The sequence below is a fragment of the Nostoc sp. genome, assembly GCF_036916985.1.
GTDB lineage: Bacteria > Cyanobacteriota > Cyanobacteriia > Cyanobacteriales > Nostocaceae > Nostoc.
This window is the reverse complement of the sequence record NZ_JBALFD010000054.1, coordinates 74,957-91,867: the sequence shown is the minus strand read 5'-3', so window position 1 is coordinate 91,867 and position 16,911 is coordinate 74,957. Positions and strand designations below refer to the sequence as shown.

Sequence of the window (16,911 nt, the reverse complement as noted above, 5' to 3'; positions counted from 1 at the left end):
TTCTTCTTGAGGGCAAATCTTGTATGGGATACCCCCTTCTGTTAAAATCAAATATACCACTTAGGATTAAATACTTACCGGCACCAACATTCAGGCTAGTCCGGCGAGTAGCAACTTATTACTTTGTTGTCTACGCGTTTGGTGTCTTATAGATGTGCTAGGTAGCAAGAACGCAGGATAAACCAAAAGAGGTAAACTCCTGGCTTCGGAATCTGCTGTGTGAAAAATTATTGACACAACTTTAGTATTTTAGAGGAGATTTATGACAAGTAAGCCGGAACGCGTGGTACTGATTGGAGTAGCCGGAGACTCTGGATGCGGTAAATCTACGTTTTTGCGTCGTTTGATAGATTTGTTTGGTGAAGATTTAATGACAGTCATCTGTTTGGATGATTATCACTCCCTGGATCGTAAACAGCGCAAAGAAACAGGGATAACAGCACTAGACCCCAGGGCGAACAATTTTGACTTGATGTATGAGCAAATTAAAGCGCTCAAAAGTGGTCAAGCTATTGATAAGCCGATTTACAACCACGAAACCGGCTTGATTGACCCGGCAGAGCGGGTAGAGCCGAATCACATTATAGTTGTTGAAGGACTGCATCCTTTATATGATGAGCGGGTGCGATCGCTAATCGACTTCAGTGTTTATTTTGATATTAGTGATGAAGTCAAAATTGCCTGGAAAATCCAGCGAGATATGGCTGAACGCGGTCATCGCTACGAAGATGTTTTAGCGCAAATCAATTCCCGCAAACCTGACTTTGAAAAGTTTATCGAGCCACAAAGAGAATTTGCCGATGTAGTTCTCCAAGTATTACCCACAAACTTGATCAAAAACGACACCGAGCGTAGAGTCTTAAGGGTACGTATGCTTCAGAGGGAAGGTAAGGAAGGCTTTGATCCAACCTATCTATTTGATGAAGGATCAACAATTAATTGGACTCCCTGTGGACGCAAGCTGACCTGTTCTTACCCTGGTATGCAGTTGTACTACGGTTCAGATGTTTACTACGGCCGCTATGTCTCAGTACTAGAGGTTGATGGTCAATTTGACAACTTGGAAGAAGTAATTTACATCGAAACCCATCTCAGTAATACATCCACCAAATATCAGGGTGAATTAACTCACTTGTTACTCCAGCACCGCGAGTATCCAGGTTCCAATAATGGTACTGGTTTCTTCCAAGTGCTTACAGGTTTGAAGATGCGTGCTGCCTATGAGCGTTTGACAGCTACAGAAGCAAAGTTAGCGGTTCAGGTTTAAAGCAGCAGTGTTTGTGTCAAAGCTTGTGGGGACGCTTCCGGGTGTCCCCCTTTTTTTGTGTTATTAAATACATTTTTACTGAAAAAGAATCACCATATATTTATATTATTTACGGATATTTACCTTATAGTTAGTGGTTTTTATCAATATCAAAAAGATACTAACGACTGAAGTATAAATATTGTTATGATTTCATAGAATTAGTAGTTGAACTAAATACTCACATTTAGTCAACGAAAAAACTCTCGATGGAGGAATTTCCTTTGTCTCGTCGATATTTATTTACCTCCGAGTCAGTCACCGAAGGTCATCCAGATAAAATTTGCGATCAGATTTCTGATACTATTCTGGATGCCCTATTGACACAAGACCCAAGCAGCCGTGTTGCTGCTGAAGTAGTAGTTAACACTGGTTTGGTGCTAATCACTGGTGAAATAACCACCAAAGCCAATGTGAATTTCGTCAATCTCGCCCGCAAAAAAATTGCCGAAATTGGCTATACCAATGCCGATAATGGCTTTTCTGCCAATAGCACCAGTGTTCTGGTAGCTTTAGACGAACAATCACCTGATATTGCTCAAGGCGTTAACACCGCCCACGAAACCCGCGAGCAAGATAGTGATGAACAATTCGACAAAATTGGTGCAGGCGATCAAGGTATAATGTTCGGTTATGCTAGCAACGAAACACCAGAACTGACACCATTGCCCATCAGTCTCGCGCACCGGATTGCCCGTCGATTGGCAGCAGTCCGCAAAACGGGTGAATTACCATACCTACGTCCTGACGGCAAAACCCAAGTAACTGTGGCTTACGAAGATGGACGCCCAGTAGGTATTGATACTATTCTGATTTCTACCCAACATACAGCTACTATTGGGGAAATCACAGATGAGGCGGCTGTACAAGCCAAAATTAAACAAGACCTCTGGTCAGCAGTGGTCGAACCTGTTTTTGGCGATATTGACATTAAGCCTAACGATCAGACACGTTTTTTAGTCAACCCCACTGGCAAATTTGTCGTTGGTGGTCCTCAAGGAGATTCTGGTCTGACAGGACGGAAAATAATCGTTGATACCTACGGTGGTTATTCACGGCATGGTGGCGGCGCTTTTTCTGGTAAAGACCCCACGAAGGTAGACCGTTCTGCTGCTTATGCGGCTCGCTATGTGGCGAAAAATATTGTCGCTGCCGGATTGGCAGACAAAGTTGAAATCCAGCTATCCTATGCGATTGGCGTAGCACGACCAACAAGTATCCTAGTGGATACCTTTGGTACTGGCAAAGTGGATGAAGAAACCTTACTGGAATTAATCAACAAGCACTTTGAACTCCGTCCCGCAGGGATTATCCATACTTTCAACTTACGCAACTTACCAAGTGAACGAGGCGGACGTTTTTATCAGGACGTCGCGGCTTACGGTCATTTTGGGCGGGCTGATTTAGACTTGCCTTGGGAACAGACCGATAAGGCCGAATTGTTGAAGCAAGCAGTAAAGGATTCACTTTCGGCAGTAGTTGCTCAGGCAGTGACTTAGACTTATACGCTACTGCAAAAACTTAGTTTATCTACGTGAGGGTATTGGCAACTTGGCAAGTTACCGATGCCCTCATTTTTTGCTAGCCACCTGAATATCCAAAAGTAAAACTACTACTTTGTCAAGCTAAACGCTTCTGGCTGCGGGGGGTAATCCTGGTGGTGTATCTAGAAGATTAGAATTGGCTAAATAAGCAAGAGCAGGAAGCAAGGAAGTCTGTTGAAATATCAAAGTTGAGCCTTTGAACCTGAACGTTGCACCTTTTAGCCTCGAAGTTGCACCTTTTAGCCTGAAATTTTAAGTTTGATTGTTGACACACGACAAATGACCAATGACCAATGACAAATAACTAAATCCAAAAATAAGCCAGGATGAGAGTAACGACAGTTAACGGTAGACCAAAACGCAGATGTTCCCAGAATGACAATTGATAACCAAGTTTTGCGACAGCCTCAGCAACAATTAAATTGGCAACTGAACCTAACAAAGTTAGATTACCTGCTAAGGTAGATCCTGCTGCTAATAGTAACCAGGTTCTTGTGTCTGGATGGGGAATTAAATGTTGTAGTAATAATACTGCTGGAACATTAGAAACTAAATTTGAAAGCAGAGCAGTAATTCCTAATATGCTCAAGGGGGTATAAACTAAACCGCTAAATAAATTCAATATTCCTAATTTTTCTACTCCAGCAGTCACAATAAATAGTCCAGAAAACATCACCAGTAAATCCCAATCTACTTTATTTAAAACTCGTTGCGGTTTGATTCGCCTAGTAATGAAGAGTAAACCAGCTGCTACAAGTGTTGCTTGGGCTGGAGGTATTCCAATTAAAAATGCAATTAATAGTCCTCCGGTGATCAATAGGCTTTTAGTCAGCAACGGTTTAAATATGCGGTAACGCACGGGGGTTACACTCGGACAAGATTTAGTAGAACGGACATCAGGATAAAGCCACCACAATAACCCAATTTGGATCAACAAACTTACTAATGCGATGGGAGTCAATGCTTTCGCAAAATCGAGATAGCTGATACCAGAGAAGGAACCAATCAAAATATTTTGCGGATTACCACTTAAGGTAGCCACTGAACCCAGATTAGTTGCTCCCGCCAACGCAAGTAAGTAAGGAATCGGATTGAGGTTCAAAGTTTGGGTTAAACCGAGAACCAAAGGAGTCAAAATTAGAGCGATGGTATCGTTCAGAAAAAAAGCGGAGAGAATTCCACTGCCGAAAGTTAAAACAATTAGCAAACCCAAAGGGCTGCGGGTAAAGTGTGTAACTGTATCAAGGGTTAGTTGAAAAAAACCAGCGTAAGCTAAGTTTGTGCTGATTACCATCATGCCAAACAGGAAAATCAGCGTTTTATAGTCTATCGCTTGCCATGCTTCTTTCAGGTCTAATACCCCAAATGCCATCAGCAAAGATGCACCAACTAAAGCAATACTGGCTCGGTTCATCCGCAAACCAGGGAGATATCCTAAACCCAAACCGATATAAGTCAGTCCAATGATGATGTATCTGAAAACAATCATGATTTCGCTAGATTATTTTGAGGTGATGCCTTTCTATTAACTCCTGTTTTTGTTTCAGGTACACAGAACCAAAAAACTGCTAAAGCCACAACTGCGTAGGCATAGCCCGCCGCAGGCATCGCTGCTAAAATCAAAAAACCAACATTGTAACCAGCACTTTTAACCACAAATCCAGCTAACACGTTGCTCAAACCCGCACCAATGCCAACCGTAGTATTGAGCATCCCTTGGGTAACATTAAAGCGTCCCGTGCCTTTAGTCAAATCAGCTACCATCAACACCGAAAGCACACCAAAAATCCCGCCTGCAATACCATCCAGAATTTGTACAGAAACGAGAAAATAGGGATTGTCCGAAAGCGTATACAGCACTCCTCGAATCGGTAAGACGGCAAAGCCCAGCAAAAATATGGGTTTTCGGGCTGTATGTGCGAAACGCCCAGCCAAGTTAGACACTGGAATCATCACTAACTGAGCCACAATAATACAAGCAGACATATAAACTGTGTCACTTGTCCCTTTACCCTGTGCCAATTCTTGACCAACTAGCGGTAACATAGCAGCATTGGCAAAGTGAAACAGAACTACTGCAATAGTAAAAAATAAGATATGGCGATCGCTTAATAATTGCAATATGCCTTCATAGGGCTGCTGATGTTTTTCATTATCCTCCTCTTGGCCTTCTTCTCCCTCTTCACCATCTCCACGCGCTAGTTCGTGGTCAATCTCTCTTTCACGAATCATCCTCACTGAAATAATACTGCCCACAGCCATAGCTGCAACCAGGAAAAATATTGCCTTGCGTGCAATAAAGTAAGGGACTTCCAGAAAATAAACTATTCCATTATCAATAATGATAATCATTCTTGATAAAACCTGTCTCTTGTTTTTCTTGGAATAATTTATTCTTTGGAAGTCCCTAAAACATCTGTTTTGCGACCAGGTAGAGTTTTGACATGATGGGCATTAACAAGTTTCACTTCAAAGCCACGAGTCTCCAGAATTTGAAACAATGGAATCCAATACACACCTGTTGATTCCATTGCCACCGTCTCAACTCCACACTCAGTTAACCAATCTGTAACTTGGTATAAATCGGCTGTGTAACAACCAAAACGTCTGACACACTCCGGGGCACGTCCTGATGGTACACACACCCAATGATTTTGGGAACCTATATCGATACCAGCGGCATTTGGGTGAATTGGTCTAAGTTGAGATGCTTCATCCGGTATTGATTGCTTCAAATTTACCTGAGACTTTTGTTTTTTACTCATCCTAGATTTCTGGCGGGAATTTATCGCAATTTGGAGCGTGCCTTGACCTGAGTTGATGGAATAAATACAATCTCCTAAACGGGATAATAGCATCTGCTATTTCACCAATGTCATCACCATCTCAACCCAGAACCAAGCTTTTATACGGGCCAAAAAACACCATTGAGCGTTCGGTCATTCTGTCAAAGCACAGTACAAGTGTAATTTTTTTTGTGTACAGATTTTTGGTTTCTTCCATCCATTACGGACTTCCATTGCGTCCGTGACCAGCTTTTATTACTCTCGTCAGATTAAATTTGAAACCTTATTTTGGCGTTAGTCCGCGCAGGCGGACGAGAGTTTGTGTAGCCGCGATTTCTAATCGCTTGGATTATTCTCTCTCCAGTTTTAGAGACGCGATAAATCGCCGTCTCTACAAGTGTTTTGTTGCTCATTCTGAACTGTATTGTTTTATTTTGAGGCTAGGCTAATGAGCATTTTTTCAAAAATTCTCAATACAGGCTCCTCTCCATTGTCTCTAGTAAAAATACTATAATTTGGATGAGAATTAATTTCAATCAACCAATATTGATTATCTCTATCTAAGACGATATCCAAACCACCATAATCAATATCTAATTCTTCAAAAATTGGTCTGGCGAAATTAGCAATCTCTGATAATATTTGTGAATCGTTGATATGCTTGGCTTTTGCACCATCCCAGTGGAGAGGACTGAGATTACCTATAAATTTTGCATTAGTTATATCTTTCTCATAGAGTAAAACTAATTCTTTATTTAAAAAAACGGCTCGATACTCAGATTTTATATGAATGAACTCTTGAGCGATCGCAACGTAATCATACTTTTTATCATTGATATTAAAAATCTCTTTTAAAGCGGTTTCAATTTCATCTGTGTTCTGGCATAAAAATACGTTATGTCCACTTGAACCAGAATTTCGTTTAACAATTACAGGTGTTTCAAAGTTTTCTTTGATTTCTAATATAATATCTTGAAAGCTGGGAAATTTTAAGTAAATCTTATATTGGAGGTCACAAAAAGGGGAAAGAAAACCTACTGTCCGAGGAAGCTTAACTTTTTTCTTTAAAATATGGTAAGTGTATTCCTTATCTTTAATGATTTGTGCTACTGCCTGATTTATGATCGGAGTACTATAATTACAAAAATAATAGTGTTGATTATTGAGTTTTATTTTGATTAAGTTTTCAGCAGGATGAATAATTTCATAGCTAATGTTTAAGTTTTCACAAGCTTTGAGTAATAACAAAACGTTGTCTAACATAAATACTTCAAGTTAAACGTCTAAATTTTGGAATTATAGTAACTTGCTATTTGCCGTTTAAAAATCACTATCTCAGTACCAACAACCGGATTTCGAGCTATCAGCCTATTTTGGGAGTCGATAATTTCTAAATGGGTAAAATCAAGTTCTTGAGAGCGTTGTAATATCTCCGCAGCTAGTTTGTCTTGCTGAGATTCCTTGAGGGTGTACCAATCATCACTAATTTTGACTGTAAGATTACTCGTGCGAAAGTTGGCTTGAATTGACTTTATCAGACCAGAGGCAATGCGATCACTAATTTCGGCTACCTGATTTTCAATAGCCGCAATCAAAGCTTGTTCTGGTGTCAATTCTATGATTGGTGTTGGCGTTGGCGTAGGAATTGGTTCTGGTTCTAGTTCCGGCGTTGGTGGCGTGGTTTGTACTTCTGGTGGCGGCGTAATTTCCTCTGGTGGCTGTGGTTCTGGTACGACTGACTCTGGTGGAGTAGTTATCGTTGGTGTCGGTATAGGAACCTCTTCAACTGGTGGAACTGTTGCTACTTCAGTCGGTTTAGCGGTAAGGACAGTTGTAGTCGCCCAAACGAGAATTACAGCAATTCCAGCAACAATGCTCGTCAAAGCTGTATCTGATAACTTTGTTGACAAATTTGATGGTAAAAACAACCGAATTGTCCTTAAAAATCCACCCCACCACAACTGAAGTTGCTGGAAAAAACCAGGTTTTTCCTCAGTACCAGGTGGCGGTGCTGTTTCCAGTTTTTCCACCGTTACTTCTAAAACCCCAATCGTCTCTTGGAGAAGTTGGATAATTTTAGCCTTCCAAAATGGCTGAACTCTCTGGTAAGGTTTTTGGGGAGGTTGAGTTATCTGCTCATCCGTCGGTTTTGACTGATTGTCTTGTGACATGGAACTTTCACCAAAAGCAGCGAATCAAAGACAAACAACGTACATTATTACTGGTGCTGCCTTCTTTTGCCTTAATGTATCACTTCATTGCTCAAAGTTTTCCGCTAAACTGACTATTTATTAAATTTGGTGACTTATGAACCTGAAACGCCGTCAATTTCTATTTTTAAGTAGCCTCAGCGCCATTAGTACAGGCTTTTTAAGCTGGATATTAACTCATCAAAATCATCAAAGTGCTGATATTAGCGATTCAACAACAGCTATAGCCGCTAACCCAGCTAAAAAAGACTTGTTATTACGTTTTGTGTCTGTTGCAGATACGGGGACTGGGGCTAAAGGACAGTATGCCGTGGCTAGAGCGATGAATGCATATCACAAACAAAATCCTTATGATTTAGTCGTTTTAGCTGGAGACAACATTTACAATAACGGCGAAATTGAGAAAATTAATGAAGTTTTTGAGCGTCCCTATCAACCTTTGCTGAAGCAGGGTGTAAAATTTCAGGCTTGTTTAGGTAATCACGATATTCGTACTGCCAATGGCGATCTACAAGTTAAATATGTCGGCTTTAATATGAAGGGACGTTACTATACATTTCGCCGGGGAACTGTGCAATTTTTTGCTTTAGATACTAACGGGAATGCTGATTGGAAAAACCAGCTAAGTTGGTTAGAAAAAGAATTAAGTATTAGTAATGCTCCTTGGAAAGTAGTGTTTGGTCATCATCCGATTTATTCATCGGGTCAGTATGGGAGTAATCCAGATTTTATTAAAACTTTCACTCCTCTATTTCAAAAATACGGCGTTCAACTTTACATCAATGGTCACGAACATAATTATGAGCGGACTCGTGCTATTAATGGGACAACTTATTTAGTTTGTGGTGCGGGTGCTGGTAATCGTCCTGTAGGGCGTTCCGAGTGGACAGGGTATTCTACCAGTGATTTAAGTTTTGCCTCTTATGAGGTGTATAAAGATAGAATAGAAATAAGTGCGATCGCTACTGATAATCGCGTTTTTGATAAAGGTATTATTCAGTTGAAATCAGCATAATCTTATCATAGCGCCGCAAGATGATTAAACAGATGTAGGGTAGGCGATACCTACCCACAAAATTACATTAAGCCTAGTTAAAACTATGAAAGTCAAGCGTTTGAAAATGCAATCATTCCGTGGAATCGTCGATTTGACGCTTGAGTTCGATGAAGCAGAGCCAACGGTATTTATTGGTATCAACGGCGTAGGTAAATCGAGTATTATTGATTGCCTTGCTATTCTTCTATCGCGTTTTACTAGCTCGATTCAACACTCAACATCTTCGGGAAGAGTCTTCAGGGAGGAAGACATCACTAATGGGCAAAAGGAAACACATAACGAAATCACCGTTTCATTGAATTCTGAAGAAACAATATGGTCTCTAACTAAGGTACATAAAGGATTAAGCAAAGATACTAACACTAACCTGTCAGCCATAACAAAGGTTGCTGAAAATATCAAAAAAGATTTATATATATCTAATCAATTAAATATTCCTGTCTTAGTTTATTATTCCACCAATCGTGCAGTGTTGGATATTCCTTTGAAGATTCGCATAAAGCATTCATTTGAACAAATAGATGTATATGAGAACGCACTTACAGGAGTAGGAAGTGAGTTTAGAATCTTCTTTGAATGGTTTAAAAAACAAGAAGATTTAGAGAATGAGTTACGCCTGGAAGGTAATTCTAGTTATCGGGATAGGCAATTAGAATCAGTCAGGCAAGCCATATCTTCATTAATACCGAGTTTTTCTAATTTACGAGTGCGTCGTTCCCCGCTAATGAGAATGACTGTGCAAAAACAAGGTAAAGAACTCATTGTTAATCAGCTATCTGATGGTGAGAAATGCTTGCTGGCTATGGTGGGAGATTTAGCAAGACGATTAGCGATCGCTAACCCTAGTTTACCAGATCCCCTCCAAGGTAGTGGCGTTGTTTTAATTGATGAAATTGAACTCCATCTACATCCAAAATGGCAACGAGAAATTATTCCGGCGTTGACAAGAACATTCCCCAATTGTCAATTTATTGTCACCACACATTCGCCTCAAGTAATTAGCCAAGTCAAGCCGGAAGGAATTTATATTCTAGAAAAAACAGACGAAGGTGTTGTTGCTAAAAGACCAGAAAGTTCCTTTGGGAGAGATAGTAATCGTATCTTAGAAGACCTCATGGGTGTTCCAGCACGTCCACAAGAAATTAAAGATCATCTACATGAGTTATTTAGACTAATTGATGAAGGCAATCTTGATAGTGCTAGGCAGTTATCTCAAGAAATTGCTGATATTATTGGACAAGATGAACCAGAATTAGTAAAAGCAAGTGTATCTATTCGACGCAAAGAGATTTTGAATCGGTGAAATATATCAAAAAAAGTGAGGAGCCAGAAAGTTTTACCGTTTGGAAAAATCTAGCAAATGAGGATTGGCAACCAAGTTGGGAGAACTTCAGCAAACCACAAAAAACCGATGTACATAATTCCTTGTTGCAAGAGCAAGGTTTTATTTGCTGTTACTGTGGAAGACGGATTAATACTGATGATAGGCATTTGGAACATTTAAAGCCAAGAACAACTTACCCTCAATCAGCGCTAGAATACACAAATATACTGGCGTCATGCCAAAAAGATACAGTACGCAAAGAACCTCTCCATTGTGGAAAAATAAAAGATAAATGGTACGATGACAATCTGATGATTTCACCTCTAGATGTCAACTGTGCTGAGTTCTTTAGGTACACTGATGACGGTCAGATTTTGGCGACCAATAATTCAGAAAAGCAATTAGCTGCTGAAACAACAATTGATAAACTCGCACTCAATATTGACAAGCTGAAAGATTTACGTGCAAAAGCTCTTGAACCAATATTGGAAATTATTAATACGATTACAGAGGAAGAGAGACAAGACTTAATTCTAGGCTTCAGTGAAACTGATTCTAAAGGATATTACGAAGAGTTTTGTGCTGCGATTATCTATTTACTAAAAAATTAGTCTTAATGGCGTAGACCCTTGTAGACATCATATTATACTAAATAACATTAGCTTAATACTCACCGTAAAACTATATGATTCTTGAGGCAGTTATTCTTCATGTCAAACCCGGTTTAGAATCCGATTTTGAAAGTACTTTCAAAAAAGCTTCTAAAATTATTTCTTCAATGGACGGATATCTATCACATGAATTGCATAAATGTATAGAGGTCAAAGGTAAATATTTATTACTTGTCAGATGGGAAACTTTAGAATCTCATACTGTCGGATTTAGAAGTTCTGCCGAATTTCAAGAGTGGAAAAAACTTCTACATCATTTTTATGATCCATCTCCCATTGTTGAACACTTTGAAGAAATTGAAATATGAAAAACAAGAACCCCAACTTCTCAAAGAAGTTGGGGCTTTGCGATGTATCACTCTACTCGTTGTAACTGCGCTACTCTAGGGTCAACAATTTTTTGTCCCAAACTAGCAAATTTGATTGCTACAGACATTTTACTACCTGTTCCGAAAACATGGGTAATTTCACCAAGACCAAAAGTTTTATGCAATACCCGATCGCCTACTTGCCAATTCTGTGTTGTGTCTTGTTTTCCATTGGGAGTAGAAGCAGTTTTGGTATAACTTTGACGACTCGCGCGTTTTGTAGATATTAATTCTTCTGGTAATTCATCGAGAAATTGCGATCGCATCGCAGGTTCACGAGAACCATACAAACGACGTTCCCGCGCGTGTGATAAAAATAACCGCTCTTGGGCGCGAGTAATCCCCACATAACATAGGCGGCGTTCCTCTTCCAAAGATGCAGGATCACTTAGCGATCGGGAGCCGGGAAATAGCCCTTGTTCTAATCCCACCAAAAATACTACGGGAAATTCCAAACCTTTGGAAGCGTGCAAAGTCATCAAAGAAACAGCTGTCTGTCCTTCTTTTAATTTATCATCAGGATTTACGGCTTTGTCGCTAAGAAAGTTTTGTAAGGAAACATCTTCGTTTTCTTCTTCTTGAAATTCGATTGCAGCATTGTAAAGTTCCTTAACGTTTTTCACCCGTTCTTCATTTTCATCTGTATCTTTGCTTTGCAACTCTTGGATATAACCAGAGTCTTCCAGCACTATATTTACAAGCTCAGGAACGGAAACCGTTGTGACTTGTTCTTGCCAACGTTGAATCATTTTAGCAAAGCCATTTACCGCCTTTGCAGACCTTCCAGCTAATGTATTAACTGAGGTTTCGTCGATGAGAATTTCCCACAGAGTCATCCCTAATTCATTAGAGGCGTTTTCTAAAGTATCAATAGTTGCTTTACCAATTCCCCGCCGAGGAGTATTAATAACTCGTAATAAACTGACTGTATCAGATGGGTTAGCGATCGCTCTTAAATATGCGATGACATCTTTAATTTCTTTGCGATCGTAAAACTTAATTCCTCCTACAACCGTGTAAGGAATTCGTTTTTCTACTAACAATTGTTCAAAGGGGCGAGATTGGGCGTTTGTCCGATAAAGTATGGCAAAACTACCCCAGTTCAACTCTGGATTTTGCTGTTCTAAAGTACGAATTTGATTAATCACAAATGCCGCTTCTGCAAGTTCTTCATCGGCTTTGTGACAAGTAATCTGCTCACCCGGCCCCCGCGTCGCTTTCAGGATTTTATCAATCCGTTGCGTGTTATTTTCAATTAGTTCATTAGCCGCTTGCAGAATATTTTCACAAGAACGATAGTTTTCTTCCAGCTTAACCATCGTTCGGGTGTCATCATCTACCAAACCATCGCCAAAGTCTTCCTGAAATCCTAGCAAGATGGTGAAATCTGCCATCCGAAAGCTGTAAATTGATTGGTCTGCATCACCGACAACAAAAACTGAGCGATTTTCCCATTCCCATTCGCTCTTTTTGGTTTCGCCATTAGTAACTAATAAATTAATGAGTTGATACTGAGTGCGGTTAGTATCTTGATATTCATCTACTAGGATATGACGAAACTTGCGATGCCAGTAACCCAATACCTGCTCGTTTTGTTGAAATAATCTAGTTGGCACAAGAATTAGATCGTCAAAATCGAGAGCGTTATTTTCTGCTAACTTATCTTGATATAAATTGTAAACTTGGGCAATTATCCGTCCGCGATAGTTGGGTTGTTCTTGCTCAAATTCTTGGGGTGATAAACCTTGGTTTTTAGCGTTACTAATAGCGTAGCGAACAGACCGAGCGTCAAACTTCTTATCGTCTAAGTTTAGTTGTTTATTAACGATTTCTTTGATCAGAGTCATCACATCTGACTCATCAAAGATAGAGAAATTGCGATTCCACTTGCGTCCTTTTTCGTCTACATATTTTTCAATATCAAAACGGAGAATGCGAGAGAATAGGCTGTGGAAAGTGCCACACCATAAGTCTTTGATAGTATCTTTGTAAACTTGCGATCGCAGTAGCGTTTGTTGATATTCTGTCAACAAATCAAAACGCTGGCCGTGTTGCTTCATCGCCAGTTGTTCGGCAAACAGCCGTTGAATCCGTTCTTTCATTTCCCGCGCGGCTTTGTTGGTAAAAGTAACCGCCAGGATATGTTCTGGATCTACACGGTGTTTCAGAATCAGATTTGCAATACGATAAGTCAGCGCTCGTGTTTTACCGGAACCTGCGCCAGCAACAACTAGCAACGGGCCGCAGTAATGTTCGACAGCTTGACGTTGGCTGGGGTTAAGGTGACTGAGAAAGTCAAGGGTTGTTGTCATAGATGTGAAAAAGCGATGTCTCCGACGGGCTACGCCTACGCCTGGGGTCACATCAATAGAAAGTCGCTATTGCCCAGATTACAACATCCTAACGAAACTTGGTCAATAAAGATTGTGTGGCAATCTTCTTAACCAGAATGGTACTGTATCATGATTTATGTAGAAGTAAGAAAAAGCTATGCTGTCAGTCAAAGGCACATTCCAAAACGGTGTAGTTCATCCTAACGAACCAATTGAAGGGCATGAGGGGCAGTCAGTTATAATTGTATTTGTCGAAGAAAACCGCACACCTCAGCTAGCAACGCCAGAAGACTCAGATTGGGATAAGCTGAGGCAGTTGATTAAAAACTGTGCAGTTGATACAGATATTAGCGATTTGGCACAGCAGCATGACCATTATCTCTATGGAATGCGAAAGCGAGAATCATAACCTTGACGAAAGTTTTTGTAGATACAGCTGCCTGGATTGCTCTTCTTAATGTTAGGGATAATCTTCATCACCAGGCAAATGAGGTAATGGATAGACTTCTGCGCTTAGAAACGCCTTTGGTGACAACAGAGTTTGTACTATTGGAGCTTGCAGATGCTCTGTGTACACCAGTTAGCCGTATTCAGACAGTTGCTTTCATCAACAGTTTGAGAGTTTTAAAAAGTGTGCAAATCATCCCTTTCGACCAAAAATTGCTGCATGAAGGTCGGATGTTATACAGCCAGCGTCCTGATAAAAATTGGGGACTAACTGACTGTATTAGCTTTGCGGTGATGACACAGGAGGGGATTACTCAAGCCTTTACATCTGACCGACATTTTGAGCAAGCAGGATTTACCAAACTGTTGTAAATCAAAAAATACTGGGATTTAGACAAAGTTTATGTTGTGGCAATTCATAATTGCCATGACAATACGTTAACTTTTCTACGTAGAAAAGTTAGCCACTAGTTATTCCGGCGCGTTCTGTCGTAAAATCAGCCACGGGGAATCAAACATCAAAAGATGGTAGGCAAGCTCTAACTTGTTCTGTTGTCAACAGTAGGGGCGATTAATAAATTGCCTCTAAAGGTTTTCATGGGAACATGAGAATGTTCCCTAGCCCGTGGTTTATTTGCTTGTAAAACGCTGTACATACCTAACTGAGAGTATAGTCACCAATCGGACTATTCACTCCTTGAGTACCCAATTGACATTAGGTAACAATACACGATACATCATCATTGAACCGTTAAATTTTTAAAGATGAAAAATTTCTTTAATTGCAGGTTTTACCAGTATAAAGAGGGGTGGATATGGATTTTAGCTTAATTGTATCCAACATTTTGAATCCGCCAATCTTGTTTTTCTTTTTAGGCATGACTGCTGTTTTTGTCAAGTCTGATTTGGAAATTCCCCCACCAGTACCCAAACTCCTTTCGTTGTATTTGCTGTTTGCAATTGGTTTTAAAGGAGGGGTAGAACTAATCAAAAGCGGACTGAATCAGGAAGTAATCTTAACACTCCTGGCAGCAATGTTGATGGCTTGTTTTGTTCCAATTTACACCTTTTTTATTCTGAAGTGGAAACTGGATACTTACGATGCTGCGGCGATCGCAGCAACCTACGGTTCTATTAGTGCCGTCACTTTCATCACTGCCGGCGCTTTTCTCACTGAGCTTGGTATTCACTATGATGGTTACATGGTAGCAGCTCTTGCCCTGATGGAATCTCCGGCGATCATTGTTGGTCTGATTTTGGTGAGTATATTCACCGCCGATGAAAAGCGAGAATTTGCTTGGTCGGAAGTTTTGCAAGAAGCATTTCTTAATAGTTCAGTTTTTCTCCTAGTCGGTAGCCTCTTAATCGGCGTCTTGACAGGAGAACGTGGTTGGCACGTATTAGAACCCTTTGCTCAAGGGTTGTTTTATGGCATTCTCACCTTCTTTTTATTGGATATGGGACTGGTGGCTGCCAGAAGAATTAAAGACTTACAAAAAACCGGAGTTTTCCTGATTTTATTTGCCATACTAATTCCAATACTCAATGCAGGCATTGGGTTAGTGATTGCTAAATTCATCGGTATGCCTCAGGGAAATTCGCTATTATTCGCTGTATTGTGTGCCAGCGCTTCTTACATTGCTGTGCCAGCGGCGATGCGGATGACTGTTCCCGAAGCAAATCCCAGCCTATATGTTTCTACCGCTCTAGCAGTCACGTTTCCGTTCAATATTATTGTGGGAATTCCGCTATATCTCTACGGAATTAACCTATTCTGGAGGTAATAATATGCACGTAGTTAAAAAGATAGAAATTATCGCCAACTCCTTTGAGCTTGCCAAAATTTTAGATAGTTTAGACAAGTCCGGTGTACATAGCCATGCCGTCATTAGAAATGTTGTTGGTAAAGGATTACGAGGAACGACAGAAGATTTAGACATGACCATGCTTGATAATGTTTACATCCTCGCATTTTGTATGCCAGAACAACTCAAGCGTGTTGTCGAAAATATCAGACCACTCCTGAATAAATTCGGAGGTACTTGTTACGTTTCCGATGTGATGGAAATTCGCTCTGTCAGATGTATCGCGTCTCTGTAAGAGAGTTATAAATTCAATGAAACATTTCATAGAACGTCGTGACTTTTTGAAGTTAGGAATGACCGGAGCGTTTGGAATGATGCTATCTGCCAGCGATTTACTCTGGCGGATAGAACAGGCTAAAGCTGCCGAAATTCCCTCAACTTCTGCTGAATCCCTCAATCCCGATGCCGCCTTACAAAAGCTGATCGAGGGAAATCAGCGATTTGTCGATCATCATCCCCAATACCCTGATCAATCTGCGCTGCGGTTGCAGGAAGTTGCCCAAGCTCAACATCCATTTGCAACTATTCTCAGTTGTGCGGATTCACGAGTACCGGCAGAAATTGTTTTTGATCAGGGGATTGGGGACATTTTTGATGTGCGGATTGCCGGAAATATTGCCACACATGAAGCGATCGGCAGTATTGAATATGCAGTTGTTTTATTAGGTTCTCCACTACTGATGGTAATGGGACATGAGCGTTGTGGGGCTGTTACCGCCGCTGTCCAAAACGAATCGTTACTCGGTGATATTAGTAGTTTTGTGAAGGCAATTAAGCCAGCTGTAGAAAAGGTCAAGAGTCAGCCAGGTGATGCGGTTGAAAATGCTGTGGTGGCAAATGTTCAATATCAAATTGAACGGTTGAAGCGATCGCAACTTTTAACTGAGCAGGTAAAGTCCGGCAAATTGAAAATTGTCGGTGGTCGTTACGACTTGGATACAGGGAGGGTGACTATTATTACTTAATTCGGCAGATGAGGGAGCAGAGGGAGCAGAGTAAG

General features: G+C 40.5%; 16 protein-coding genes and 1 pseudogene. 11 read left to right on the top strand and 6 right to left on the bottom strand.

Translation table 11 applies throughout. The features are described from left to right. Positions 1-262 precede the first annotated feature (262 nt). Positions 263-1,267, top strand: coding sequence for a phosphoribulokinase (locus tag V7L07_RS18715; RefSeq protein WP_292846298.1), 1,005 nt, complete (start codon positions 263-265; stop codon positions 1,265-1,267). A 263-nt stretch (positions 1,268-1,530) separates the two neighbouring features. Further along, positions 1,531-2,805, top strand: coding sequence for a methionine adenosyltransferase (gene metK / locus V7L07_RS18710; protein WP_335060315.1), 1,275 nt, complete (start codon positions 1,531-1,533; stop codon positions 2,803-2,805). Between the two features lie 349 nt (positions 2,806-3,154). Here metK and V7L07_RS18705 read toward each other — a convergent pair whose 3' ends face one another. From V7L07_RS18705 to V7L07_RS18685, 5 genes and pseudogenes are all read right to left on the bottom strand, one after another. Next, a complete protein-coding gene (locus V7L07_RS18705) occupies positions 3,155-4,339 on the bottom strand; it encodes an anion transporter (RefSeq protein ID WP_335060313.1) in 1,185 nt (394 codons plus the stop codon). Further along, positions 4,336-5,202 carry an MFS transporter gene (locus tag V7L07_RS18700; RefSeq protein ID WP_335060311.1) on the bottom strand — a complete coding sequence of 289 codons (867 nt, stop codon included), beginning with the start codon at positions 5,200-5,202 and terminating at the stop codon, positions 4,336-4,338. Before V7L07_RS18700 ends, V7L07_RS18705 begins: the two co-directional genes overlap by 4 nt. A 59-nt stretch (positions 5,203-5,261) precedes the next feature. Continuing rightward, a pseudogene (locus tag V7L07_RS18695) lies at positions 5,262-5,573 on the bottom strand (IS110 family transposase); the annotation flags it as partial. 492 nt (positions 5,574-6,065) lie between these two features. After that, on the bottom strand, positions 6,066-6,899 hold the full coding sequence (locus V7L07_RS18690; RefSeq protein WP_335060309.1) for an ATP-grasp domain-containing protein: 834 nt from the start codon (positions 6,897-6,899) through the stop codon (positions 6,066-6,068). Between the two features lie 20 nt (positions 6,900-6,919). Beyond that, the gene (locus tag V7L07_RS18685) at positions 6,920-7,807 is read right to left on the bottom strand and encodes a hypothetical protein (protein ID WP_335060307.1); all 888 of its coding nucleotides are present in this window, start codon (positions 7,805-7,807) and stop codon (positions 6,920-6,922) included. Between the two features lie 136 nt (positions 7,808-7,943). On the opposite strand from V7L07_RS18685, the gene V7L07_RS18680 reads away from it, so the two are divergent. From V7L07_RS18680 to V7L07_RS18665, 4 genes are all read left to right on the top strand, one after another. After that, the gene (locus tag V7L07_RS18680) at positions 7,944-8,861 is read left to right on the top strand and encodes a metallophosphoesterase family protein (protein ID WP_335060305.1); all 918 of its coding nucleotides are present in this window, start codon (positions 7,944-7,946) and stop codon (positions 8,859-8,861) included. A gap of 85 nt (positions 8,862-8,946) precedes the next feature. After that, positions 8,947-10,206 carry an AAA family ATPase gene (locus V7L07_RS18675; protein ID WP_335060303.1) on the top strand — a complete coding sequence of 420 codons (1,260 nt, stop codon included), beginning with the start codon at positions 8,947-8,949 and terminating at the stop codon, positions 10,204-10,206. Further along, entirely contained in the window at positions 10,203-10,838 is a 636-nt protein-coding gene (locus V7L07_RS18670) for a retron system putative HNH endonuclease (protein WP_335060301.1), read from the top strand. The genes V7L07_RS18675 and V7L07_RS18670 overlap by 4 nt, the downstream gene beginning before the upstream one ends. Positions 10,839-10,912: 74 nt before the next feature. Further along, a complete protein-coding gene (locus tag V7L07_RS18665) occupies positions 10,913-11,206 on the top strand; it encodes an antibiotic biosynthesis monooxygenase family protein (protein ID WP_335060299.1) in 294 nt (97 codons plus the stop codon). A gap of 47 nt (positions 11,207-11,253) precedes the next feature. Here V7L07_RS18665 and pcrA read toward each other — a convergent pair whose 3' ends face one another. Next, a complete protein-coding gene (gene pcrA, locus V7L07_RS18660) occupies positions 11,254-13,578 on the bottom strand; it encodes a DNA helicase PcrA (RefSeq protein WP_335060297.1) in 2,325 nt (774 codons plus the stop codon). A gap of 178 nt (positions 13,579-13,756) precedes the next feature. On the opposite strand from pcrA, the gene V7L07_RS18655 reads away from it, so the two are divergent. From V7L07_RS18655 to V7L07_RS18635, 5 genes are all read left to right on the top strand, one after another. Next, on the top strand, positions 13,757-14,008 hold the full coding sequence (locus V7L07_RS18655) for a hypothetical protein (protein ID WP_335060295.1): 252 nt from the start codon (positions 13,757-13,759) through the stop codon (positions 14,006-14,008). A 2-nt stretch (positions 14,009-14,010) separates the two neighbouring features. Next, positions 14,011-14,418 carry a type II toxin-antitoxin system VapC family toxin gene (locus V7L07_RS18650; protein ID WP_335060293.1) on the top strand — a complete coding sequence of 136 codons (408 nt, stop codon included), beginning with the start codon at positions 14,011-14,013 and terminating at the stop codon, positions 14,416-14,418. A gap of 443 nt (positions 14,419-14,861) precedes the next feature. After that, on the top strand, positions 14,862-15,830 hold the full coding sequence (locus V7L07_RS18645; RefSeq protein ID WP_335060291.1) for a sodium-dependent bicarbonate transport family permease: 969 nt from the start codon (positions 14,862-14,864) through the stop codon (positions 15,828-15,830). Between the two features lie 4 nt (positions 15,831-15,834). Beyond that, positions 15,835-16,146 (top strand): P-II family nitrogen regulator, encoded by a 312-nt coding sequence (locus V7L07_RS18640; protein WP_292737850.1) that lies wholly within the window; start codon positions 15,835-15,837, stop codon positions 16,144-16,146. 16 nt (positions 16,147-16,162) lie between these two features. Next, positions 16,163-16,876, top strand: coding sequence for a carbonic anhydrase (locus tag V7L07_RS18635; protein ID WP_335060289.1), 714 nt, complete (start codon positions 16,163-16,165; stop codon positions 16,874-16,876). The last annotated feature ends 35 nt before the right edge of the window (positions 16,877-16,911 follow it).